The sequence below is a fragment of the Streptococcus sp. HN38 genome, assembly GCF_028335765.1.
In the GTDB taxonomy this organism is placed as follows: Bacteria; Bacillota; Bacilli; order Lactobacillales; family Streptococcaceae; genus Streptococcus; species Streptococcus suis_P.
In genome coordinates, this window is the sequence record NZ_CP116604.1 from 1,256,631 (window position 1) to 1,280,227 (window position 23,597).

23 protein-coding genes and 1 pseudogene are annotated in these 23,597 nt (G+C 39.4%); 6 read left to right on the forward strand and 18 right to left on the reverse strand.

Features of this window, described 5'->3' with window-relative positions; translation table 11 throughout:
• Positions 1-134 precede the first annotated feature (134 nt).
• The 5 genes from PHA78_RS06085 to PHA78_RS06105 form a co-directional block, all read right to left on the reverse strand.
• Positions 135-1,436, reverse strand: a complete 1,302-nt coding sequence (locus PHA78_RS06085; protein ID WP_099806983.1) for a PTS sugar transporter subunit IIC — start codon at positions 1,434-1,436, stop codon at positions 135-137.
• A 12-nt stretch (positions 1,437-1,448) separates the two neighbouring features.
• Positions 1,449-1,754 (reverse strand): PTS sugar transporter subunit IIB, encoded by a 306-nt coding sequence (locus PHA78_RS06090; RefSeq protein ID WP_002935430.1) that lies wholly within the window; start codon positions 1,752-1,754, stop codon positions 1,449-1,451.
• Between the two features lie 32 nt (positions 1,755-1,786).
• Positions 1,787-2,110: a PTS lactose/cellobiose transporter subunit IIA gene (locus PHA78_RS06095; protein ID WP_011922241.1), complete on the reverse strand. Its 324-nt coding sequence runs from the start codon at positions 2,108-2,110 to the stop codon at positions 1,787-1,789.
• 186 nt (positions 2,111-2,296) lie between these two features.
• Entirely contained in the window at positions 2,297-3,271 is a 975-nt protein-coding gene (locus PHA78_RS06100) for a sugar-binding transcriptional regulator (RefSeq protein ID WP_029176674.1), read from the reverse strand.
• Between the two features lie 12 nt (positions 3,272-3,283).
• Positions 3,284-4,027: a DeoR/GlpR family DNA-binding transcription regulator gene (locus tag PHA78_RS06105; protein ID WP_029185351.1), complete on the reverse strand. Its 744-nt coding sequence runs from the start codon at positions 4,025-4,027 to the stop codon at positions 3,284-3,286.
• A 131-nt stretch (positions 4,028-4,158) separates the two neighbouring features.
• Here PHA78_RS06105 and PHA78_RS06110 point away from each other — a divergent pair, with 131 nt between their 5' ends.
• A complete protein-coding gene (locus PHA78_RS06110; RefSeq protein WP_024376534.1) occupies positions 4,159-4,935 on the forward strand; it encodes a glycyl-radical enzyme activating protein in 777 nt (258 codons plus the stop codon).
• Between the two features lie 528 nt (positions 4,936-5,463).
• On the opposite strand, the gene PHA78_RS06115 is transcribed toward PHA78_RS06110, so the two are convergent.
• The 6 genes from PHA78_RS06115 to PHA78_RS06140 form a co-directional block, all read right to left on the reverse strand.
• Complete coding sequence (locus tag PHA78_RS06115) at positions 5,464-6,753, reverse strand: IS4 family transposase (RefSeq protein WP_099809121.1); 1,290 nt, start codon at positions 6,751-6,753, stop codon at positions 5,464-5,466.
• Between the two features lie 570 nt (positions 6,754-7,323).
• On the reverse strand, positions 7,324-7,611 hold the full coding sequence (locus PHA78_RS06120; protein ID WP_024376535.1) for a DUF1905 domain-containing protein: 288 nt from the start codon (positions 7,609-7,611) through the stop codon (positions 7,324-7,326).
• 8 nt (positions 7,612-7,619) lie between these two features.
• A complete protein-coding gene (locus PHA78_RS06125; RefSeq protein ID WP_029176671.1) occupies positions 7,620-8,273 on the reverse strand; it encodes a DNA alkylation repair protein in 654 nt (217 codons plus the stop codon).
• Positions 8,263-8,772 (reverse strand): GNAT family N-acetyltransferase, encoded by a 510-nt coding sequence (locus PHA78_RS06130; RefSeq protein WP_099808893.1) that lies wholly within the window; start codon positions 8,770-8,772, stop codon positions 8,263-8,265. Before PHA78_RS06130 ends, PHA78_RS06125 begins: the two co-directional genes overlap by 11 nt.
• Positions 8,773-9,390: a DUF5052 family protein gene (locus tag PHA78_RS06135; RefSeq protein ID WP_099808892.1), complete on the reverse strand. Its 618-nt coding sequence runs from the start codon at positions 9,388-9,390 to the stop codon at positions 8,773-8,775. It abuts the gene before it with no gap.
• Positions 9,391-9,466: 76 nt separating this feature from the next.
• Entirely contained in the window at positions 9,467-10,783 is a 1,317-nt protein-coding gene (locus tag PHA78_RS06140) for an FAD-containing oxidoreductase (RefSeq protein WP_272157858.1), read from the reverse strand.
• Between the two features lie 216 nt (positions 10,784-10,999).
• Between PHA78_RS06140 and PHA78_RS06145 the strand changes: the two genes are divergently transcribed.
• Positions 11,000-11,809 (forward strand): PrsW family glutamic-type intramembrane protease, encoded by an 810-nt coding sequence (locus PHA78_RS06145; RefSeq protein ID WP_024378559.1) that lies wholly within the window; start codon positions 11,000-11,002, stop codon positions 11,807-11,809.
• 39 nt (positions 11,810-11,848) lie between these two features.
• Here PHA78_RS06145 and PHA78_RS06150 read toward each other — a convergent pair whose 3' ends face one another.
• Positions 11,849-13,519, reverse strand: coding sequence for a formate--tetrahydrofolate ligase (locus PHA78_RS06150; protein WP_099831156.1), 1,671 nt, complete (start codon positions 13,517-13,519; stop codon positions 11,849-11,851).
• Positions 13,520-14,023: 504 nt separating this feature from the next.
• Here PHA78_RS06150 and PHA78_RS06155 point away from each other — a divergent pair.
• The 4 genes from PHA78_RS06155 (at position 14,024) to PHA78_RS06170 (ending at position 17,626) form a co-directional block, all read left to right on the forward strand.
• The gene (locus tag PHA78_RS06155; protein ID WP_029187852.1) at positions 14,024-14,719 is read left to right on the forward strand and encodes a phosphopantothenate--cysteine ligase; all 696 of its coding nucleotides are present in this window, start codon (positions 14,024-14,026) and stop codon (positions 14,717-14,719) included.
• Positions 14,712-15,260, forward strand: a complete 549-nt coding sequence (coaC, locus tag PHA78_RS06160) for a phosphopantothenoylcysteine decarboxylase (protein WP_024376543.1) — start codon at positions 14,712-14,714, stop codon at positions 15,258-15,260. The genes PHA78_RS06155 and coaC overlap by 8 nt, the downstream gene beginning before the upstream one ends.
• On the forward strand, positions 15,247-15,816 hold the full coding sequence (locus tag PHA78_RS06165; protein ID WP_002943600.1) for an ECF transporter S component: 570 nt from the start codon (positions 15,247-15,249) through the stop codon (positions 15,814-15,816). The genes coaC and PHA78_RS06165 overlap by 14 nt, the downstream gene beginning before the upstream one ends.
• A gap of 91 nt (positions 15,817-15,907) precedes the next feature.
• The gene (locus tag PHA78_RS06170) at positions 15,908-17,626 is read left to right on the forward strand and encodes a phospho-sugar mutase (RefSeq protein ID WP_105104756.1); all 1,719 of its coding nucleotides are present in this window, start codon (positions 15,908-15,910) and stop codon (positions 17,624-17,626) included.
• A 535-nt stretch (positions 17,627-18,161) separates the two neighbouring features.
• Here PHA78_RS06170 and ant(9) read toward each other — a convergent pair.
• From ant(9) to rlmD, 6 genes and pseudogenes are all read right to left on the reverse strand, one after another.
• Entirely contained in the window at positions 18,162-18,950 is a 789-nt protein-coding gene (gene ant(9) / locus PHA78_RS06175) for an aminoglycoside nucleotidyltransferase ANT(9) (protein WP_027622104.1), read from the reverse strand.
• A gap of 131 nt (positions 18,951-19,081) precedes the next feature.
• Positions 19,082-19,609, reverse strand: a complete 528-nt coding sequence (locus PHA78_RS06180; RefSeq protein WP_002294507.1) for a phosphoribosyltransferase family protein — start codon at positions 19,607-19,609, stop codon at positions 19,082-19,084.
• Positions 19,610-19,652: 43 nt separating this feature from the next.
• Positions 19,653-20,516, reverse strand: a complete 864-nt coding sequence (locus PHA78_RS06185) for an aminoglycoside nucleotidyltransferase ANT(6)-Ia (protein ID WP_002294505.1) — start codon at positions 20,514-20,516, stop codon at positions 19,653-19,655.
• 32 nt (positions 20,517-20,548) lie between these two features.
• Positions 20,549-21,283, reverse strand: a complete 735-nt coding sequence (locus PHA78_RS06190) for a class I SAM-dependent methyltransferase (protein ID WP_099807234.1) — start codon at positions 21,281-21,283, stop codon at positions 20,549-20,551.
• Positions 21,264-22,037 (reverse strand): annotated as a pseudogene (locus tag PHA78_RS06195) (nucleotidyltransferase domain-containing protein); the annotation flags it as partial. The pseudogene PHA78_RS06195 and the gene PHA78_RS06190, both read right to left, overlap by 20 nt.
• A 135-nt stretch (positions 22,038-22,172) precedes the next feature.
• Positions 22,173-23,531, reverse strand: a complete 1,359-nt coding sequence (gene rlmD / locus PHA78_RS06200) for a 23S rRNA (uracil(1939)-C(5))-methyltransferase RlmD (protein ID WP_272157859.1) — start codon at positions 23,529-23,531, stop codon at positions 22,173-22,175.
• Positions 23,532-23,597: the final 66 nt, after the last annotated feature.

Consider the following 23,597-nt stretch of genomic DNA (forward strand, 5'->3'; position numbering starts at 1 on the left):
CGAAACTTAATTTTGTTTCGTTTGTAAATTAAGTATATCCTGTAATAGGGGTTATTGTCAATTGATGCTAGTGAGCGCTAAGATTTCCGAAGCCAGCTGCACATTTGTGCAACTCTTTTGTCTGACATCATTGACTAAACTGGTTCTTTCATTTCACTTTCATAGGCAATCTTATCTTGGATTTTGAAGAATGGGAAATAAACAATAGTTGAGACAGCTAAAATAATGATTTGAACAACTGCACCTTGCCAACCACCCACCATAAAACCAGAAATGATTGCTGGAGTAGACCAGGGTAGGGTCACACCTGAAAATGGTTGCATAAAGCCTATTGAGATTGCACCGTAGACAATGAAAGCCGCTAAGATCGGTACCAAGACAAATGGTAAGAACATAACAGGATTCATCACAATTGGAAAACCAAAGACGACTGGTTCATTTACGTTAAAGAGTGCAGGAAAGGCCGCTACCTTACCAAGAGCCTTATATTGTTTTGATTTAGCGGCAAATAGCATTGCAAAAACAATACCGAAGGTAATACCTGAACCTGACATAATCAAGAAACTATCTAAGAATTGTTGGGTCACGATGTGGGCGCCATTTTCCAGAGACAATTTATCTGCTGCTAAAAGGGCCTTATTGGCATCGAGGTTTGACAATAGTAAAGCAGTAACGACACCATTGACAACTGACTGGCCATGTACACCAAACCACCAGAGGAAGGAAATGAAGAAAGCAATTCCAATCGCACCTGGTAATGAACCAGTCAAACCTTGTAGTGGCACTTGAATCACATCGTAAATCATTTCAATGAATGTATCACCGTTTGTCGCCATCTTGGAAACAATATAAACAATCATAGATAGCAAAAAGATAACAAAAGCTGGAATCATAGCTTCAAACTGCTTGGCAATTGCTTGCGGTACTTGTTCAGGCATCTTGATAACAATATGACGCTGAATAAAAGTCGTATAGATAGCGCCCACTACCAAACCAATAATAATCGCACCGATAATTCCTTGACCACCAAACCATACTTTTGCGATGGCATCACCGATTGGTTCTCCATCAACTGGAATATAAGATGATTTCAAGAGGATAAAGAATGAAGACAAGGACAGTACGCCCGCAGGGAGAGGCTCAACTCCACTATTTTTGGCGTAAGAATAACCAATCGCAAAACAAGAAATCAAGCCCATAATCGCAAAGGTTCCGCTATAGACTTGCATAAACGGTTCAGTCCATTCCGCTCCAAATATAGAAGCTATTGCAGCATTTAAGCCTTCAAAAGGCAATTGCCCCAAAATTAAGAAAATACTACCGACTACTGTTAAAGGTAAGATAGCCAACATACCATCTTTTAGAGCGATGATCCCTTTCATATTCACAAATTTCATGATTGGGACAATAATTTTTTGTGTATCAATTTTGGACATGACCATACTCCTTTATGAAACCATGCTGAGTGCCAATTGAAGAACTTTTTTCCCGTCCAACATCCCGTAGTCTGCCATTGGAATCACGGCAATAGGGACTTGCTTTTCATCACAGAGCGCTTTTGACTTATCAAGCGTATATGCTACTTGTGGTCCCAGTAAAGCTACATCAATTTCGTCAAGGTAATCTGCAATTTTCCCTTGGGAATGCGCGTCGATTTCTACTTCGACACCTGCGTCTGCTGCTGCAATCTTCATGTTGTTTACCAACATGCCTGTAGAAAAACCAGCGGCACAAAATAGAGCGATTTTAACCATTTCGGTTTCCTCCTAAATATAATTTTTTTGTTTTAGCCAACTTTTTTTAGTTCTTTCCGCAAATCAATGATTTCTTTAATCAAATTGATCTCTGTAATAGATGTCATCAAATGATCTTGCGAATGGACAAATAGTGCTGTAATATCAGATTTTGCTCCCCCAGCTTCCTGTGCTAAGAATTTTGTCTGCATATTGTGAGCTTCTAATAATGCTGCATCTGCCAATTCTAATTCCTCTTCTGCTCGCTCTTCTTCACCTGCTTTGACAAGCGACAAAGCTTGGTAGGCGTGACTTTTCGCATCTCCAGCATAAATAATCAATCCCATGATCAATTGATCTGCAACAATCATTTCCATTTCTTTTTCCTCCGATTTGTTTTATTTGTAAGTTATTATATTTCTTTCGTAACTAAATCATATCATTTTCTCTTTATAGCGTAAATATATTTATAGAACATTTTCCATTTTAATATATTTCTGCACTTTTGTGCATTTTGGGGATAAAAAATACTTCAACCACCTTTAAGCGATTGAAGTACTCTCTTACAAATTTGTATGGACATGCACATCATTATCCAGTTCTAAAACTTTTACGATGGTTCGTTCATCTGTTACCAGATGATGAATGTAGCCAGCTCGCAATACAGCTAAAATGGCTTGAGCCTTTTCCTCCCCATATGCAAGAGCTATGGTATCTGGAACTTCTTTTAAATCATCTAAAGAGATGGCAATGGTCCTCTTTTGCAAATCCTCAACAACAGCTTGTCCGTATTGATTCAGACCACGACAGCAGGTTTCACCAACGGCACCTTCATCTGACAAGGCTTGAAAATCAGCCGTCGTCAACATATCTAACCATTGACGATTTTTTTCATCGACTCGACCGCCAATACCTATTGCTGCTACATCTAAGTCCTTCCAGTCAGCACATAGCTCCTCGAAATATTTAGAAGAAAGAATACCTTGAGCAAGTTCTTGATTCTCCTGGATAATCGTCGCATTGATAAAACTACATTCTCCACGAAATTTATTGGCCATATCGTAAATCAGAGTATTCACATGATAACGCGCGTGGATATGACTTGGACCGCCAGCTATTGGAACAAATTTGACACCTTTCATACGATGATTTCCTATCTTATCTACAATAAGACTGAGGCTTCTCCCCCATGAAAAACCAACTTTCTTTCCATCATCAATGAGATTGGTAAGCATATCGGCTGCAGCCTGTGCCAGACGATTTTCTAAATCAAGCTGGTCCTCATCGGTGCTATTTTCAACCAGTTCTAAACCTTTTAATCCATATTTTTCTTGAACATATTTTTCTAGTCGATATAGGCGCCTATCAAAATCTTGAATTTCTATTTTTACAATGCCTTCTGACTTAGCCTTGGTCAACATTCTACTGACTGTCGTTCTATAAATTCCTGTCTCAGCAGCAATCTCAGCTTGACTTTTCCCCTCTTCGTAGTAAAGATAGGCTATTTTTGCCAACTGCCTTCTTTTTTCTTGCTTCATACTGCCCCCAACCTAAACTAGCCTTACTGTGACTCTAGCATTTTCTAATTCCTTGACAAGATCTTCAGAAATCGACGTATCTGTAATGACCTGAGCAATTTGACTTAAACCAAATCTGCGTACTGTCCCTCGTTTTGTAAATTTACTAGAATCGGTTAGCACAATCATGTTTTCAGCAACGTCAGACATGTACTGCACTACTTCGCTTCGCATTAAGTTTTTACCTGTAAAACCATGCTCACTATCATAGCCGTCAGTTCCTACAAAAGCCTTATCAACATGGAAAAACTGAATCATTTTATGCAAGAGCGGCCCAACTGTTACTTGGGAATCTTTTTGAAACTCACCACCCAATAAAATAATCTGACAGCTATCATATTGTCGCACATAATTGGCTATAAAATAAGAATTTGTTATGATGGTCACATTTCTCTTGGTTTTGCAAATTTCTTCTGCCAAGAGAGCACAAGTTGACCCAGACTCTATCATAATCGTTTCATTGTCGGCAATAAGATTTGCTGCTTCTTTTGCAATTCGTTTTTTTACGTCATAGCGAAAGGACATCCGAATATTAAGGTCATCACCACTATTTAGAACAGCATAGCCATGTTCTCTACGTAATAAACCTTTTGATTCTAACTTATCTAAATCTTTACGGATGGTTACCTTAGAAACGTCCAGTTGCTCCGCCAAACTATTGACATCTATTCTTTCATGTTGTGATACCAGTTGTATAATTTTATCTAATCGTTCCATTTCATCACCTCATCATTATTCTATCAAATTTTGACTCTTTTTCAACTATTTGCAACTTTTCAACTTACGTTCGTAATTGTAAAACTTTCTTTTGTGTGATAAAATCAAATTAATCGAAAAGGAGAAAGAGCATGAATACACGAAAAGGCATTATTTTTAACATTCAACATTTTTCACTCCATGACGGTCCAGGTATACGTACGACGGTTTTCTTGAAAGGCTGCCCCCTACGTTGTCCTTGGTGTGCAAATCCAGAATCTCAAAAACGAAAACCTGAACCCATGCTTGATGCTATTAGTAAAAAAATGACCATCATGGGAGAAGAAAAATCTGTTGATGACATCATATCCGAAGTCATGAAAGACATTGATTTTTACGAAGAATCTGGTGGTGGGCTCACGCTGTCTGGCGGAGAAATTTTTGCCCAATATGAGTTTGCGAAAGCTATTCTTATGGAGGCAAAAAGACACGGCCTTCATACCGCTATTGAAACCACCGCTTTCGTAGAACACCGCAAATTTGTTGACCTTATCCAATACGTTGACTTTATCTATACTGATTTAAAACATTACAATACAATTTCTCATAGAAAAGTCACCGGCATCAACAATAACCTTATCATACAAAATATCCAATACGCCTTTTCCATCGGGAAAGAAATCGTCCTACGTATCCCTGTTATCCCTGACTTTAATAATTCCCTCGAAGATGCTGAACAATTCGCCCGTCTCTTTAATCAACTCAAGATTGACAAAGTTCAACTACTCCCCTTCCATCAATTTGGAGAAAATAAGTATAAGCTTCTCAATCGAACCTATGCTATGACCGATGTCAAGGCTCTCCATCCAGAAGATTTAAAAGACTATCAAGCAATCTTCATCAAACATAATATCAACTGTTATTTCTAACTTTGAGAAATACAAAAACTTCCTCGGCTGAGCCAATAGCATTCCTATAGAAATCACATACTGAAATGGGAGTGGGAAAGAACTCGACTAAGTCAAAAAGAGTTCGTCAACAAGTCCTTATTTCCAGTTGTTGAGCTGAAACAGTCTATCCCCAGACTGTTTCACTCCCACCCCGCACAGCTCAAAAGGTTCGGTGAACCTTTTGAGGTTGGAAATAGAGCAAACTTTGTTCGCAACAGTCGTAATGGCCAGATTTGGAGTGTAAAACACGAATTGCTGAGATTTGCTTCACAAATCCTATCTCCAACCTTTAACAGTCCACTGGACTGTTAAAGCCAATCAACCACTGCGCTGAGATGTTGACATGAACACTGAGAAGTGGGCAGGGCTTTTTGCCCAATGTCATTAAGTTAAGCATTTAAGCAGCTAAAGAAACTATTCTCGTCTGAGCAGTTCATGACAAAACGGGAATAGTTTTTGTATTTAGGGCGCACAAAAAGGAGGTTTTTTAACCCTATTTTTCAACTATTATGTTACTCTATAAGTGAAGCTTACAGGTGCCTTGCTTTTTATCTTTCTTTGGAGCGTTCGATTGGGTCGGATGATGGATAAATGCTTGGCAATGTAGGTTTCTAATTGGAAGGAAGTGAGTTTGTTTCTAAGAAATTTTCGACAGGCATAAACAGCGTCTGAAAAACAAATTTTATAAGTCTGTTTTAACTTTGATGTTTTAATGGTAACGTGTGAGGTTAGCCATTTACAAACATTAAAATTGATAAAGCGAGCGTAGATTTCTTGGAGAATCCCTTCCTTCTTTTTTGCATGAAAATGAGTCAGACCGATACTGTATTTTAGGTCACGAAAACTGGTCTCTATGCCCCATCTGTAGGCATAGAGATCTTTTAATTTTTCTGGAGAATAATCGGTGTTTGTCACCAAAGTTTCAAAGAAACCTGGCTTGATTTCGAGACGCACCATTCGAAAATGAAGTTCGTAAAACTGAACTGGGTCGCTTTTTCGGCTAGAGTTTAGTAAAAAGTCAAAGGAAGCATTATGAGGTAAAAAATGATACTGATTAGGGAAGTCTCGATACAGTTCTTTCATGTCATTGGTTTGTTTGCGACAGATGTTTAGGTCAAATGCCTCATCAAAACAAGGGGTGTCAGGGAGGTTAAATCCTGATTTCATAGAATGATTCCCGTCACGAATACGAATAATATAGGACCAATTTCTTTCTTGGCAGTGAGCCATGACATTGTAGGATTCATACCCCCTATCCATTATTACCAGAGCTTGTTTGAAAGAAGAGTTCTTCATCATATCAATAAAAGCCGCACGTTCATCAACCTCTCGATTATCTTGGATCCGTAAATCATGATACATCTCTTGTTCGAGATTGTAGAGAGCATTAATATGAATGAGATTGTAAGGAGTGTGATGTGGTCCAGTTTGAAAAGAGGTCGTTTTATCAAAACGATTTCTTGGTAGAATCACATCACTGCCATCAACAGCCAGGATAGGGAGATTATCAGAGATTGGAATTTTAGAAGTAATATCCCTAAAAAGTGTTTTAAAAGCTTGGTGTTTAATCTGATACCGCCGTTGAACAAAGGCAGATTGGGTAACTGGTAAATGTAAGTCAAGTAACTCTTTAGATAAGGTATTGCCTCCCATGGTCAGTATGGCTTGAATCATGGTTTTCATAGTTAGCTGACTTTGCCGACTAAAATCTTTTTCAGGATGAAGCACAAACTGATTGGCACTAGAAACGATGTCGTTAATACTATCAAGTAAATGAGCTTTAATCTGATCTAGCATGACTTTTCCCTTTTTATTTTAGTGTAACATAAAAACTAACCCACCACAAAACGTGATAGGTTAGTTAACTTAATGACATTGGGCTTTTTGCCCAGTCTCACTTAGTGTGCAAAAAAAGCCCACCTAAAAGGTGGGCAAGGGCATCGTTTCCGATGAGGTTAGAAGGTTCACAGCATCTAACCAAGGTCCGCTCCTGCGTTTCAATTAAATGAAGACCTCCCTAGCGTCGAAGGGAGTGGGAAAGAACTCAACTTGTCAACCAAGAGTTCGTCAACAAGTCCTTATTTCCAGTTGTTGAGCTGAAACAGTCTATCCCCAGACTGTTTCACTCCCACCCCGCATAGCTCAAAAGGTTCAGTGAACCTTTTGAGGTTGGAAATAGAGCAAACTTTGTTCGCAACAGTCGTAATGGTCAGATTTAGAGTATAAAATACGAACAAATCTGCCAATCAACCACTGCGCTGAGATGTTGACACGAACTCTTAGAAGTGTGCTGAACCTTAATCCCACCACTACTCGGCTCATCGCATGAACCTATTCTACCATAATCTAAAAAATTTGCAAGTCACACTAATCCAAGCGTTCTTGAATAGTCACCTGAACTCTATCACCAGCCTGTTTTCCAATAGCCGCTCGAATAGCCTTTTGAACGCCAATAATATAACAGATATTGCCTGCTTCATCCTTAATTCCCATATTGACGATTGAACCATCATAAAGATGTTCATCAAAAGTCGCATGTACCTTTACTCTGCCTTTTCCAAATTCCTCTCGTATATCATAGGGAAAAATAACGTAGGCTCCGCCCTTATCTGGTACTGGATGAATGACTGCTTCAAATTCATATACTTTAGACAAAATTCCTCCTAGATGTACTTACTGGCTTCACGAATGGACAAGCTTGCCATTTGTGAGCTGTACTTGGCAAGAAAAACTCGTACCCATTCAGGATTGGTCTTGGAATAATCCCGCAAACTCCAGCCAATCGCCTTATTGATGAAAAATTCAGTCTGATGAAGATTATTGACCAAGATTGTCTCCAGCAACTCTGTATCTGTCTTTTCTTTTTGCAAGAGTTGGTGGTCAATGGCAATCCGTCTCAACCAGAAATCACCATCCAAACTCCATTCCAAGATTGTCTGTTTGGATTCTGGATTGTCCAAAACAATCTTACCAACTAGCTTGTCCAGTCCATCAATACTATCCCACCATGACTTTGTTTGGGCTAGTTTTTTCAAACGGGGCAGGTCGGCTAAAACCAAGTCTTTTTTCTTGGTGACCAGATAATCAATGGCGATATATTGAAATTCACGGTAGGGCTTAGACCAGCAAGCCTCTACAAACTCCCAGTCAATGCCCTGAGACTTAAATTCTTTGAAAAATTGCCTAGCAACTTTTCGGCGGTCAGGAGTTCGCACACCCAGAAAGTCAAAATTGTTTTTCATATAAGCCTTCATAGGCTGGGCCTGACTGGCATCCGCCACAGCCAACAAACGTTTTTCTAATTCGTCAATCTTCATTTTGCTTACCTACAAGAGATTTTTGAAGCCAGACAATATCATGCCAGCTATCAAATTTATAACCAACTTTTTTGAAATGAGCCACCTGCTCATATCCCCTCTTCTCATGGAGAGCAAGCGAGACTGGATTGGGCAGGGCGATACAGGCTAAAAAGTTTTTAAATCCACGCACCGTCAATTCCTCTTCCAAGGCAGCATACAAAAGACTTCCAATCCCTTTACCACGCACCTCTCTACTAACATAAACGGATAATTCCACCGTCCAATCGTAAGCCGCACGGGCATAATAGGTTGAGGCATAAGCATAGCCTAGAATTTGTCCTTCTTCTACTGCTACCAGATAGGGAAACTTCTCCAAGGTCTTTTCGATCCGACCGGCAAAGTCTGCAACTGTCGGTATCTCTGTTTCAAAAGTAATGGCTGTGTTTTCAACATAAGGAGCGTAGATAGCCACCAAATCTGCGGCATCTTCTATCTGTGCTGACTGAATTTTTATCATCTAGTTCTCCAACAACTCTCTGTCATAAATAGTATAGTCACAACGATAGATAATCAAGCGTTTACCATCTATCAGTAGTTCTGATGTTTTTGGAGCATCAGAAGCATAAAGGGATACCTTATCACCAACATAGGTCGCTAATGGTGTGCCATTTTGCGAACGAATCAAAACCACCTTTGCCTTACCTGTAAAATCATTTTTCAAGCTAGAAACCATCAGATTAACCAAGGGAATAGAACGATCATAGTTGGCAATATCTACAGTCGATTGATACTTGGCAAATAAATCCTCCAAGCCCTCTTCAGCAGCAATCAAGGAAGAGCCAACATGGTCAATTTCATAATTACCAAGTGTCACCTTCAAAACAGACGAATCCGCATTGGAATTGCCTTCGGCATCCACAGAGTCAAATTCCTGATTCCGCGAAATCGATAAGGACTTACCAGACATTTCATCTATTAACTGAGAATTCTCATCAAATGTCCGAACTGTCATTTCCAAGCCAATCCATTCTTCCTTGGTATTCTTCCACCAATTTGAAATTGATTGACAAGCAGACAAGGTGACTAGACTGGTTGCTAATACAACACCAAGTGCTAACTTTTTATTCCATTTCATATAAAACCTCCAATGGTTGATACCTTATTGTAACATGGAAGAAGAAAAACCGCCCTATCGGACGGTCATTACACCATTAAAAATTAAAAACATCATTCAAATTCTCAGCCATGGTCGGATGGGTGAAAATCTGTGTTTTGAAGTAGGTATAAGGGATTTTATTATCAATAGCCATAGCAATCAAGTTAATCAACTCCTCAGAATTTCGACCAAAGAGAGTCGCCCCTAGAACAAGCTTACTTTCCTTATCCACGATAACCTTGAAGATACCTTTGAGGTCGTTATTGACATGGGCACGTGGCATATTGGCAACAGGCAATTCATTGGCAATATAGTCGTAACCTACTTCCTTGGCTTCCTTCTCGGTCAGACCGACACGAGAAAGCACAGGCGTGATAAAGACGCTGGTTGGAATAGACTTACGTTGGCTCAAGCTGTAAGTTCCAGTTCCAGTCAACTTACCGAAAACGATACGGAAGTCGTCTAGGGATGTGTAAGTGAATTGTGGACCGCCATTGACATCGCCCACTGCGTAGACACCTGGAACAGTGGTTTCACAGTAGTCATCCACCTTAACAGCACCATTTTCCAAACGCTCAATCGCCGTATGTTCCAAGCCCAAGTCAGCGGTGTTTGGCACACGACCTGTCGCATAGAGGACAGCATCGAAGATTGCCGTTTCACCATTGACTGTCACAGCAACTTGATCACCTGCTGCTGCCACTTGTTCGATGTTTGCTCCGAGCACGAAAGTCACGCCAGCTTCTTCCATGTACTCCTTGGCTAACTTGGCAACCACTTCCTCTTCTCTTGATAAAATAGCAGAGCTGGCTTCATATACCGTCACCTGACTGCCGAGTTTGCTGTAAAGTCCAGCAAATTCAAGTCCAATGTTACCACCACCGATAATTGCCAACTTGTCAGGACGGGTTTCCAAGTTCTGAATGCCTGTACTATCATAAACGTGAGCTGTATCCAACAAACCTGGAATTGGAAGCACGCGCGACTTAGCACCTGTATTGATGACAATAGTTTCCGCAGTCAGTTGGATCGACTCTTCACCGGCCGACACTTCAACGACTTTGTCCGCAACAAAACGTGCGTGACCTTGATAAAGATTGGCACCGCTGCCTTTCAAGACTGCCTCGTTTTTGTTTCGCAGACGAGTGGTGACTGTTTCCTTTTGCTCCATTACCTGCTCAAAAGTCCAGTTTTTATCTGCCGCAACCAAGAGGGTCTTGGTCGGAATACAGCCAATGTTGATACAAGTCCCGCCAAACATAGCTGGATTTTCCTCAACCAAAGCTACCTTTTTACCAGCTGCTGAAAGCTTACCTGCCAAGGTCTTACCAGCCTTTCCAAAACCGATAACTAACAAATCAAATTGTTCCATAAGATACTCCTTTTGTATGTTTCAACCCTAGTCTATCAAAAAAGAAAATTTTTGGCACAATTCTGCTACGGCCTATTATGGAGTCCTAGTTGCAGGAAAAAACATTACAATAACTGAGAAGGTTTAGATAAAAAATAGGTGAATAATAGACGAAATGTACTTATTTTTGATACAATGTATCCATACACCAGTTTATTAATACAGAAAGGTAAAACTATGAAAGAAAAATTTCAAATGTGTAAAACCTATCTTCCAGTCGTCTTAGCAACGATTGGATTTGTCAACGGTTGCAAAATTATCTTTGGAGAATTAGGTAAGCCAAATGGCATGGAAGCTAAATATCCTCTCTTTCTCCTAACCATTTCCTTGGTTGCTATTTACATCATCCCCCTACTAGTACTGACATATTCCTTAGCTAAACGCTATAACATCTCCAAACAAGTTATAGGGCTTAGCTGGCTTTTAGGCTTAACAAGTAGCATCTCTTTTTCTGAACTGGGACATACAGCTATTGGATATTTCCTGCTCGAAATCGTTAAAGCTAGTAATAATTTCCTAAATGACTGGGGCGCAGCTATTTCAGGTCCATTGGCAGAAGAAATCGGGAAAGGGCTAACTGTTCTACTTGTACTGCTTATTTGTAGAAAAATGACACTAAAAAATGCATTGGTAAGCGGAGTGATTGTTGGATTAGGTTTCCAAATCATGGAAGACATCACCTTTGTTTTTAGAGACATGTTCATGAATAAATTAGACGGCTTTGAAACCATTCTTGAACGCGTTGGTCAAGCTGGTTGGGCCCATTGGGTTTTCACGCTTCTCTTTGCCATTGGCTTAGTAGCCCTTCTCACGAAAAATACAGGTATGTCAAAAGCACAGGGAGTATTTTGGATTGGTGCAAGCTTTGGAATCCATTTTCTCTTTAATTCACCATTCAACACAGGTATCTTCCAGACGGTGTTTCCTATCTTGAGTATTTTACTTGGCTTACTTGCCTATCAAACAGTTGAGAAACTATCTGAATAGACAAAAAATCCGCCTTTGAGCGGATTTTTCATATTCTTGTTAGAACAAGCCGATAGCTGTCCCATCTTCTGCCACATCCATGTTGAGAGCTGCGGGTGCCTTTGGCAAACCAGGCATGGTCATGACATCACCTGTTAAGGCAACGATGAAGCCTGCTCCTAATTTTGGAACAAATTCACGGACTGTAATGTCAAAGTCTGTCGGCGCTCCAAGGGCAAACTGATTATCTGAGAAGCTGTATTGGGTCTTGGCCATGCAGACTGGCAACTTGTCCCAACCATTCTTAGCAAATTCAGTCAGCTGGTTACGAGCCTTCTTCTCGAAAACCACACCTGAGCCACCATAAATCTGCGTAACAATCTTGGTCACTTTCTCTTCTAAGCTATCCTCAGCCTTGTAAAGACGTTGGTAGTTTGCTGCTTGGTTATCAATAGTAGCAACAACTGTCTCAGCCAATTCAACACCACCATCAGCGCCATTTGCCCAAACACTTGCCAACTCGACAGGTACGCCAATTTCAGCGCAAAGTTCTTTCAACGCGGCAATTTCGTCAGCTGTGTCAGATACAAATTCATTGATAGCAACGACCGCTGGAATACCGTATTTCTGAATATTTTCAACGTGACGCTTCAAGTTAGAAAAACCAGCTTTCACTGCCTCTACATTTTCAGCAGAAAGTTCTGTCTTGGCTACACCACCGTGCATTTTAAGCGCACGCAGGGTCGCTACAATCACCACAGCATCAGGAGCCTTAGGCAAGTTCGGCACCTTAATGTCGAGGAACTTCTCTGCTCCAAGGTCAGCCCCAAATCCTGCTTCTGTGACAGTATAGTCGGCCAAACGCAGAGCTGTTGTGGTAGCGAGGACTGAGTTGCAGCCGTGGGCGATGTTAGCAAATGGACCGCCATGGACAAAGGCTGGCGTGCCATAGATGGTTTGGACAAGGTTTGGTTTAATAGCATCCTTCAAAATAAGAGTCAAAGCACCTTCCACCGCCAAATCACGCACATAGACAGGACTGCGATCGAAACGATAACCGATAACAATATTTGCCAAACGTTCTTTCAAGTCATTAATGTCTGTCGCCAAACACAAAATCGCCATGATTTCCGATGCAACTGTAATATCGAAGCCATCTTCACGTGGAATACCATTAAGCGGTCCGCCCAAGCCAACTGTTACCTTACGAAGGGCACGATCATTGAGGTCCACAACACGTTTCCAGATAATACGACGTTGATCAATGCCAATCACATTCCCCTGATGGATATGGTTATCAATCAAGGCTGAAAGGGCGTTATTTGCTGTGGTAATGGCATGCATGTCGCCTGTAAAATGCAAATTGATGTCTTCCATAGGCAAGACCTGAGCATAGCCACCACCTGCAGCTCCACCTTTGATCCCCATGACAGGTCCCAAAGAAGGCTCACGGAGGGCAATCATGGTTTTCTTGCCAATTTTAGACAAGGCATCTGCCAAACCGATAGTAATAGTCGACTTGCCTTCACCAGCTGGCGTTGGGTTGATAGCTGTTACTAAAATCAACTTACCAGGCGCATTTTCCTTAACGGCATTGATTTTATCGAAAGACAATTTTGCCTTGTATTTTCCATAAAGTTCAATATCATCAAAGCTGATACCAACTTTTTCAACGATTTCAGTAATAGGTTTCAAGGTCACACTTTGTGCAATTTCAATATCTGTTTTCATGAAAGCTCCTAATTTCCTTACTTTTTATGGACATTATACCATACCACAGCTTATTTTCGCATATTTTTTACTATTTATTCACTAACGTACGGAATTTTCGGAAAAACTACAGGTTTCCTTACTTAAACAGATACAAATTTTTAAAAACTGCATTCTCATCAAGCTCTACACTTCCATCTAAGAGACTGGTTTTAGTTAGTTTTTTCAAAAGAGAGTCAGTATTCCTTTAAAAATTGCCTTGATGAGCAAGCAAACGACCGCTTGCATAAAGCACTTCACTTATATAGTCTTTTAGTTTACTTTTAGTACGAGGCAATGAGTCGCAGGCATAACTGAAGTTAGGCAAGGCGAGTTAACAAAGTAATAAAAGAAAAACTAAATGACGATAATACAGGCCCTTATATTTTTGTGTGTTAGCAGCATCATTTTCCAGTGTCACAGATTGATTAGCAAATGGATTAGTGCAAACTTTACGAAAAATAGAAATTCTAGTAAAATATGAACATGAAACTATTGATTACATCAGGCGGAACAAGCGAAGCTATCGATCAAGTCCGCGCTATTACAAACCATGCTTCTGGAAATCTTGGAAAAATCATTGCCGAACAAGCCTTGAAACGTGGTCATGAAGTTACTCTTGTGACTACAAGACAGGCTGTCAAACCAAATTCTCAGAAGAATTTAACCATTATCGAAATCACAAATGTTGATAGTTTGAAAGAAACATTAGAACCTTTAGTCAAAACCCATCAGGCCCTGATTCATAGCATGGCTGTATCCGATTATACACCTGTTTATATGACTGGTTTAGATGAACTAAGAGCAACTGAAGACATCTCTAGTCTACTAAAAAAACAGAATACAGAAAGTAAGATTTCATCCAAGGATGACTACCAAGTTCTTTTCTTGAAAAAAACTCCCAAGGTCATTTCCTATATAAAAAAATGGAATCCAGCTATCACACTCTTTGGCTTCAAACTATTGGTTAATGTTCCTAAGGAGGAATTATTTGCCGTAGCTCGCCAAAGCATTGAACGAAATGGCGCTGATTATATACTTGCTAATGACTTGAAGGATATTGGAGAAAATCAACACATTGCCTATTTAGTTGATAAAACAAGGGAAATTCAAGCACAGACAAAAGATGAAATTGCTCAGCTCATTTTAAATACCCTAGAAAAAGGAGAACAAAATGGCTAATATCACACTTGCCGTTACTGGCTCTATTTCAGCCTATAAAGCAGCTGACCTAACCAGTCAATTGACCAAGCTCGGTCATCAGGTTACAGTCCTCATGAGTCGCTCTGCTATGGACTTCATCACACCTTTGACTCTCCAATCCTTGTCAAAAAATCTGGTTCACACAGATGTCATGATTGAAGAAAATCCTACTCTTATCAAGCATATCGATATTGCCAAAGAAACAGACGTATTTTTAGTTGCCCCTGCTTCTGCCAATACGATAGCTAAATTAGCTAATGGTATGGCTGACAACATTATTACGGCAACAGCTCTGGCTCTGCCAATTGGTACTAAAAAACTGCTGGCACCTGCTATGAATACTAACATGTACCTCAATCCTGCTACCAAGAAAAATATCAAAACCCTCATGGAGTATGGTTTTGAGGAAATCAAACCGCGTGAAGCCCTGCTTGCTTGTGGAGATTTTGGAACTGGGGCCTTGGCTGAGGTAACTGATATTTTAGAGAAAGTGAGTAACACCCTTGATGAAAAAAAATAAATCAACTCAAATTGCTACAATTGCAATCTTCTTTGCTGTCATGATTGTCATCAATATATTGAGTTCAATTATTTTTAATATATTGCCTGTTCCAATAAAACCCACCATCGTACATATCCCAGTCATTATTGCTTCTATTATATACGGGCCACGTGTTGGGGCTTGTTTGGGGGCTCTCATGGGCTTAATGAGTATGACCCATAATACTATTATCTTACTACCAACCAGCTATCTTTTCTCCCCATTTGTTGAAAATGGTAATGTTTATTCAATCATCATTGCAGTTGTCCCACGTATATTAGTCGGGATTACACCTTATTTCGTCTACAAATGGATAAAAAATCGTAAAGGATTATTTATTGCTGGTGCAATTGGTTCAATGACCAATACTATTTTTGTACTTGGAGGTATTTTCTTCCTCTTCTCCTCTGTCTTTGATGGTAATATTCAAACAATGTTAGCAACCGTTTTAGGTACCAATTCAATTGCAGAAATGATCATTTCTTCTGTATTAACTGCAGCGCTTGTTCCAACTTTACAGAAAATTCAAAAATAAATATCAGAAAATCATGTGAAAGCGTGATTTTTCTTTTCAAACATGGTATAATGAAAGCGTTTAATAGAAAAAATTTTTAAGGAGATATGCGATGACTTATCAAGAAACCTATCAAACATGGCTCGACTTTGCGGACCTTCCAGATTACTTGCGTGAAGAATTAGTCGCAATGGATGAAAAAACAAAAGAAGATGCCTTCTATACAAATCTTGAATTTGGTACAGCTGGTATGCGTGGCTATATTGGCGCTGGTACCAACCGCATCAACGTATTCGTAGTCCGTCAAGCTACTGAAGGTTTGGCAAAATTGGTAGAATCAAAAGGTGAAGAAGCTAAAAAACGTGGTGTTGCCATCGCTTACGATTCACGTCACTTCTCGCCAGAATTTGCTTTTGAATCAGCTCAAGTTTTGGCAGCGCATGGAATCAAATCTTATGTATTTGAAAGCCTTCGTCCAACTCCTGAGTTGTCATTCGCTGTGCGCCATTACAATGCCATCGCAGGTATCATGGTAACTGCAAGCCACAACCCGAAAGAATTCAACGGCTACAAGGTTTACGGTGAAGACGGTGGACAAATGCCTCCAGCTGATGCGGATGCATTGACCAACTTCATCCGTGCCATCGACAATCCATTTGCAGTTGAATTGGCTGACCTTGAAACCAGCAAGGAAAATGGCTTGATTACAGTTCTTGGCGAAGAAACTGACGTTAAATATCTTGAAGAACTCAAAGACCTCAACATCAACCCTGAATTGATTGCTGAATACGGTAAAGACATGAAGATTGTCTACACACCGCTTCATGGTACTGGTGAAATGTTGGCTCGTCGTGCACTTGCACAAGCTGGTTTTGAATCTGTTCAAGTTGTTGAAGCACAGGCGACTGCTGACCCTGACTTCTCTACTGTCGCTTCACCAAACCCAGAAAGCCAAGCTGCATTTGCCCTTGCAGAAGAATTGGGCCGTGAAGTCGGGGCAGATGTCCTTCTTGCAACTGACCCTGATGCTGACCGTGTTGGTGTTGAAGTTCGTCAAGCTGACGGTTCGTACTGGAACCTTTCTGGTAACCAAATCGGCGCTATCATCGCTAAGTACATCCTTGAAGCCCACAAGCAAGCAGGTACACTTCCAGCAAACGCTGCCCTTGCTAAGTCAATCGTATCCACTGAGTTGGTAACTAAGATTGCTGAAAGCTACGGTGCTACTATGTTCAACGTCTTGACTGGTTTCAAATTCATCGCTGAGAAAATCCAAGAATTTGAAGAAAAACACAACCATACTTACATGTTTGGTTTTGAAGAAAGCTTTGGCTACTTGATTAAACCATTCGTACGTGACAAGGATGCTATCCAGGCTGTGCTTATGGTGGCTGAAATTGCTGCCTACTACCGTTCACGTGGTATGACCTTGGCTGACGGTATCGATGAAATCTTCAAAGAATACGGCTACTTCGCTGAGAAAACCATTTCAGTTACCCTTTCTGGTAAAGACGGTGCAGAACAAATCAAAGCAATCATGGCTAAATTCCGTGATAACTCACCAGCCCAATTTAACGCAACTGACATTGCAGTCTTTGAAGACTTCGCCCTTCAAACCAAGACAGACAAAGACGGAAACGTTGAAAAACTCACTACTCCTCCATCAGATGTCTTGAAATACACCTTGGCAGATGATTCTTGGTTCGCTGTTCGTCCTTCGGGAACAGAACCAAAAATCAAATTCTACATCGCAACAGTTGGTGAAACACTTGCCGAAGCGGAAGAAAAAATCGCCAACATCGAAAAAGAAATCAACGAGTTTGTTGGGTAATCATTTAAAACCAAAAAGAGTCGCTTTCGCGGCTCTTTTCTTTCTTAACTATGCGTATAGATTTTCTCGAACATAAATATACAAATATATAAATGATGCAGATAATACCAAATTTTCAAAACTTGTAAAGTAGTTATACAAGAATAAAAGAGGTTACATTTTATCTAATTAGAGAAAATGGGTACTTCTCCTATGGAATCTTTTCGTTCAAAGGTTTCTAGGCTTTCACTAGCAGAGCAACACACTCCACGTGATGCGTATTTGGGAGTTCCAAGGTCCTGTGGACCTTGGAAGCAGCTTGCCCAAAACTGAGAGAGCAAGCTGGACAATCTAGTTGCGTTTTTCCAATAAACTCACAACTTCTATGTGGCTCGAGTTGATGGCATTGATGTCATATTACTTTGCCCGTCTGTGGAAACATATCAGCAGCATTTTTGGAACTATCGGTAGACGGGAACATATCCAGCGGTTTTTGACCATTTTAAGAAATTTCGGTATGAGAGAACCTATCAATGGAATTCTCAACACCAGCCTTTTAGAGATTAAGGGAAGACTCTATAGACTTCTTCATATTATTAACGAGTTCAGTCACCTCAGAATCCATTCCTTTCCACTTATCAATATACCCTCCTAGATAAGCCTTTCTTGCTTTGTCAAGTAAAATGGCATGCTCATAAGGTAATTGAGGTATTGCCCATTCAGCTGCCAGATCTTTTGATCTGATTTCACCAGTAGATGCTGTCACCCACATTCTGGCTAAAGTTAAAATCACATTGCGTTCGTCACCTTTAATGCTAGTTATCAACCCGGGCAACGATTCTTTAATTGCTTTTCGAATATCTGTCATTGGCACAGGCTCAATTACTTCTGTTGCCTTTGGTCCCAAAAGGTTAATACTATTTTTTCTTAGTTGTGCTAAAAGTATTGCTAAATCCGGATCATAAGTCGACTCAGGAATTTCTCCCTTTTCAAACTGCTCTCTTAGCCACTCGCCATACATAAATTCATATTTGGGGGGGAAATGCCAAGGGACAATATCCTTTTGATTTATGACCGTAACTTCAAGAGGCCTCATATCTTTTATGTTTCCTATTTTCCCAGATATAAGCATTAACCTATTTGTAAGATTCCTTCGAGTTTTTTCAGATAAACTTTGATTTGTTATTACCAAAATATCTACATCGCTATTCATACGTAAACCACCCATTACTGCCGAACCATACAAATACACCCCAATTAACATATTATCAAGTAGTTCCGCTATAGTTTTTAATGCTTGAATTGCTTCTTTCGGAATTTTTTTGTTACTTAAATCTATACTCAACTTCGATCTCCTTTCGTCTGAAAACTGTTTTTTAACGCCTCTTAAAATTTATAAAAAAAGAGTAAACATCTTTCGTTGTATTGTAAATTAACGCCATCCAAAATTTTGATTCAAGATTTTCTTTCGGTTTATTATATGTTTGAGCCAATATAAGCTACAAAACTGCTGTCTATCCATTTTTGAGTAACCTCATTTATATCAATCCCAATAGTAGCCAACCCAATAATGCTGCAATCCAATTTCTCTAACAAAGCTATTAAAGCCTTCATTTGAGAACCTGTCTCTATCCAATCATCTACAATCAAAACTCTTTTGTTCCTCACAATAGAACTCTTAGATATTTCAAAGCTTTTATCTTGACCTGAATAGTCGGTAAAATGTGTCGAAATAATCTCTTCTTTTGCGTATGGCAGCTTATCACCTTTTCTTACTCCAATAAACCCCACTCCAAGTTCTTTGGCTATGGCAGTGCCTAGTATCCATCCAATTGCTTCTGGGGCAGCCACATAATCTACTTTATTTTGAAAATCCAATGATAGTACTTTTACAATTTTATCAAAAACGGTTTTATGTGTAAAAATAGTTAGTAAATCATATTTTCCAATTGAGTTACGAGGTAATATACCTCTAATTTCATTTATAACATCAGTACTTTCCATACATTTACACCCCTTGCTTATGGTTAATAATCTTTGCTAATCTTTAAAAATAGTCATTTTCAACATATTTTTTATACATGTCCTCGGTATATCTTGTTATGTTCTTACCATACTCTGGATAATCAAACCCCAGTAGTTCTGCTACCTCTTTGGACACTTCCCTGAACAATTGGTGGCATATAAATAATGACTTCCAAATATTTTCATAGGAATCCATGCGATATGTAGATAATAATCTATTCCATAGATCTTCATCAATGTATTTGTTAATATACTTATAATTTTTCCCAACACTTAATGAAAATTCTGTCTTTATCCCAACCTTCCACGACATCATCCTAAGTAGTTCAAACCGTAGAATCTGGTTCAGATGATCGATTGCAAACAGTATCTCTTTGCGGCACAATCCTTTAATAACATAAGGTGTTACATTCCAAAATTCATTGCAGCAATCATCATACTCCCTTGCGCTTGGCTTTCTTACATGATAATCTATATCAGTCGGAACTATGTCCCTTTTAATTCTACAATCTTTATCAATTAGAACCTTTATTAATTTATCGCCCTTTAGGTAATTATCTAACTCTTCCAAGGGCAATAAGGTAAGATCAATTTTATTGTAATCATCAAATAGCATAAGATAGGAAAATCCCTTTTCTTCAGGTGGGAATAATTCCATATCCTCCGGCTTTTGCATCATTATTATATTCCCAAATTGATTAAGCCAGTCATCATTAGATATAAACGGTTCTATATCACTTACAAAATATGTAATATCATAATCCTGAAATTCATCTTTAGGTATATTAATATTTGCGCGTGACCCCTCAAGGGTCACAATTCGAATACGTTCATCCTGTTCTGCTAAAGAAAGTACTAAATCCATCATTTCTTTTTCTGATCTCATTTACATACTCCTCGTTTATTTTTTCTATATTATTACATCTTCTTTTTTGCCGATACAATCAGCATCATTGGGCGTCGCATTTCATCCGCCATCCCCGGAATATCCATCATGTTCTCTGGCGGCTGTGGCTCCACAATCTGATTTATTATAAAACTATTTGAAAGCAGTGTATTTAGATATGTGGTCAGTGTTCTATGATATTTTGTAACCTTTTCTTCCAAAAACATAGCTGTCCGTTTGCCCTCATAATAATAATTGTCCACCGGGAAATGCAGTATTTCTCCTTTTTCGTTATAATACCAGTCTTGTGTTCCATGAGCAGTAAAAACAGGATGTTCAACTGTAAAAACTAAATTGCCACCAGCCTTCAGCATCCTATATATCTTTTTTATTAAATTCTCATAGTCTGCTACATAATGAAACGCAAGCGAACTTAGTATTACATCAAAGCTCTCCTCTGGGAAATCCACATCTTCTATGGCACAGCATTCATATTCAATCTGTGGAAAATGGGTTTTTCCTTTTGCTACTTCGAGCATTTTATGAGAAATATCAACACCTACTACAGAGGAAGCACCGTGTTCCATCGCATAAATACAGTGCCATCCATAGCCGCATCCTAAATCAAGCACACGCTTATCTTTAAAATCCGGCAGCAGCTTTCTCAATGTTTCCCATTCTCCTGCACCGGCTAGTCCCTGCTGTGAGCGACTCATTTGACTGTATTTTTGGAAAAATATATTATCATCATATTTGTTTTCTTTCACCTGAATTCCCCTCGTTTAAAAAGTTATTTATCTCCGTTGCAATTTTTTCACTTCTTTATAAAGTTTCTCGGTCATATCGTAGCATTCAAAAAGTGAAAGACCGAGTACTTCAAAAATATGGTTAACCCTTTCGGCATATTTTTCAGGTTTATATTCAAAAGTTTCAAGCAGTTTTATAGCTTTCTTTTCGTTAATGCAATTAGCATTATTGCATGCAAATAGTACTTGATTTAAGCATGAAATAATACGAAAAACATGGCTTGCAATATAATATTTATCCTCTGCTCCCGCATTCGCTTTTACAAACATTAAAGAGAACTCTGCTTCAAATATCAAAAAGTTTATCAAGCTCTTCTTTAGAGCACCAGGGTATATTTCTGCCTGATTTTTTAATTCGCATAAGCTTTCATTCTTAGCATATTGTATATTGCTGATCGCCAATTCTCCACGATACATAGCACTTATATAACCATGGGGATGCCCAGTCTGATAATTGGTAGTAACAATTCCTTGCTCCGTATCTTTGATTATTTGTTCCACCCGTTTTATATCACGTAAAATCAAGTCAACATGATACCCGTTTATAACTATCCATCCCCCGCCATTAACCCAATCACCCCACGCTCCGGGAGGTACAACAAGGTCGTTTCTATTCTCATCATCCAATTCTGTAGCAATTTGATTAATCGCTGTCAGGTCAAATGATTCTAATTTGTAATAGATTCCTATATCTATTATCAGAATCCTCTGTATGATCCCTAAAACATCGTATTTACCTTAACCCTTGACATCAATACTACACACTCCACGTGATGCGTATTTGGGAGTTCCAAGGTCCTGTGGACCTTGGAAGCAGCTTGCCCAAAAATGAGAGAGCAAGCTGGACAATCTAGTTGCGTTTTTCCAATAAACTCACAACTTCTATGTGATGCGTATTTGGAAATAAATCCGTCGGCTGTACCTTCGTCAATTTGTACCCCAATTCCTCATAAAGTTTAATATCACGCGCCATGGTTGCCACATTACAAGAGATATAGACGATTTTCTCTGGTTTTACAGAAGTACTTGCTTTGATAAAACTTTCTGTCAAACCTTTTCGTGGTGGGTCGACAAAAATCACAGTTGGTTTGACTCCATCTGCCACCCATTTTTGCATAGCGGATTCTGCACTATCACAGACATAGGTAACATTATCAATCCCATTTCGAGCAGCATTCTTCTGACTATCAAGGACAGCCTTTTCAACGACTTCTACGCCGTAAACATGCTTGACTTGTTTTGCAAAGGAGAGACCAATTGTCCCAATACCTGAATAGGCATCAATCACGACATCATCTGCCGACAATTCTGCAAAGTCAATGGCGGTCTGATAGAGTTTTTCAGCCATTTCTGTGTTGACTTGATAGAAAGACGGTGCAGAAATTTCAAATTCATTGCCCAACATGGTATCTGCAATAGTTTCACTGCCATGCAAAAGACGGAATTCTTGACCGAATATAGCATTGGTATTCTGGTCATTAATATTCTGAACGATAGAAACAAGATTTGGAAATTGGCTTGTCAAACGCTCAATAAGGGTTTCAACACGGAAAATCTTCGGACGAGTCGTAACTAAAACTAGCATCAACCGACCTGAATAATGACCACGACGAACAACAATATTTCTCACAAGTCCTGTCTGTTCTTTCTCATCGTAAGGCTTCAAGTCTAATTTTCTCAAGAGGTCACGTGTCGCTAGAACCAAGGCATCAATTTCCTTATGTTGAATGTAAAAATCCTCAATCGGAACTAAATCATGTGAATTTTTTCGGAAGAATCCTGTTTCTAACTGCCCATTCACACGACGAACTGGAACAGCTGCCTTATTACGATAAGCAAGAGGATTGTCCATTCCCAACGTATCTGCTACTTCTATTTCTGAAATACCCGCAATCTTACGTAGACTATTCTCAACTTGTTTTTTCTTAAAAGCTAGTTGGGCTGGATAAGTGAGATGCCCCAAGTCAGCAATACCTGTTCTTAGATAGGTCAAATCCAAGTCTTGATTACGGTCTGGTGAGAAGCTCTGCCATTGCTCCACCTTACCAAAACCAATATTTTTCTTAAGTTTTAAGATGCGCATAGAAATTTTCTCGCCTGGAAGAGCATTGTCTACAAAGAAGACAAAACCATCAATTTTTGCCACACCCTGCCCCTCATGTGTCAAATCTACAACTTCTACTTCGACAATATCGTTTTTCTTTAACATAATTCTACTTTCTATTTTTGGACCACTAAAAAAGTGACCGAAGTCACTTCTAGTATACCATATTTC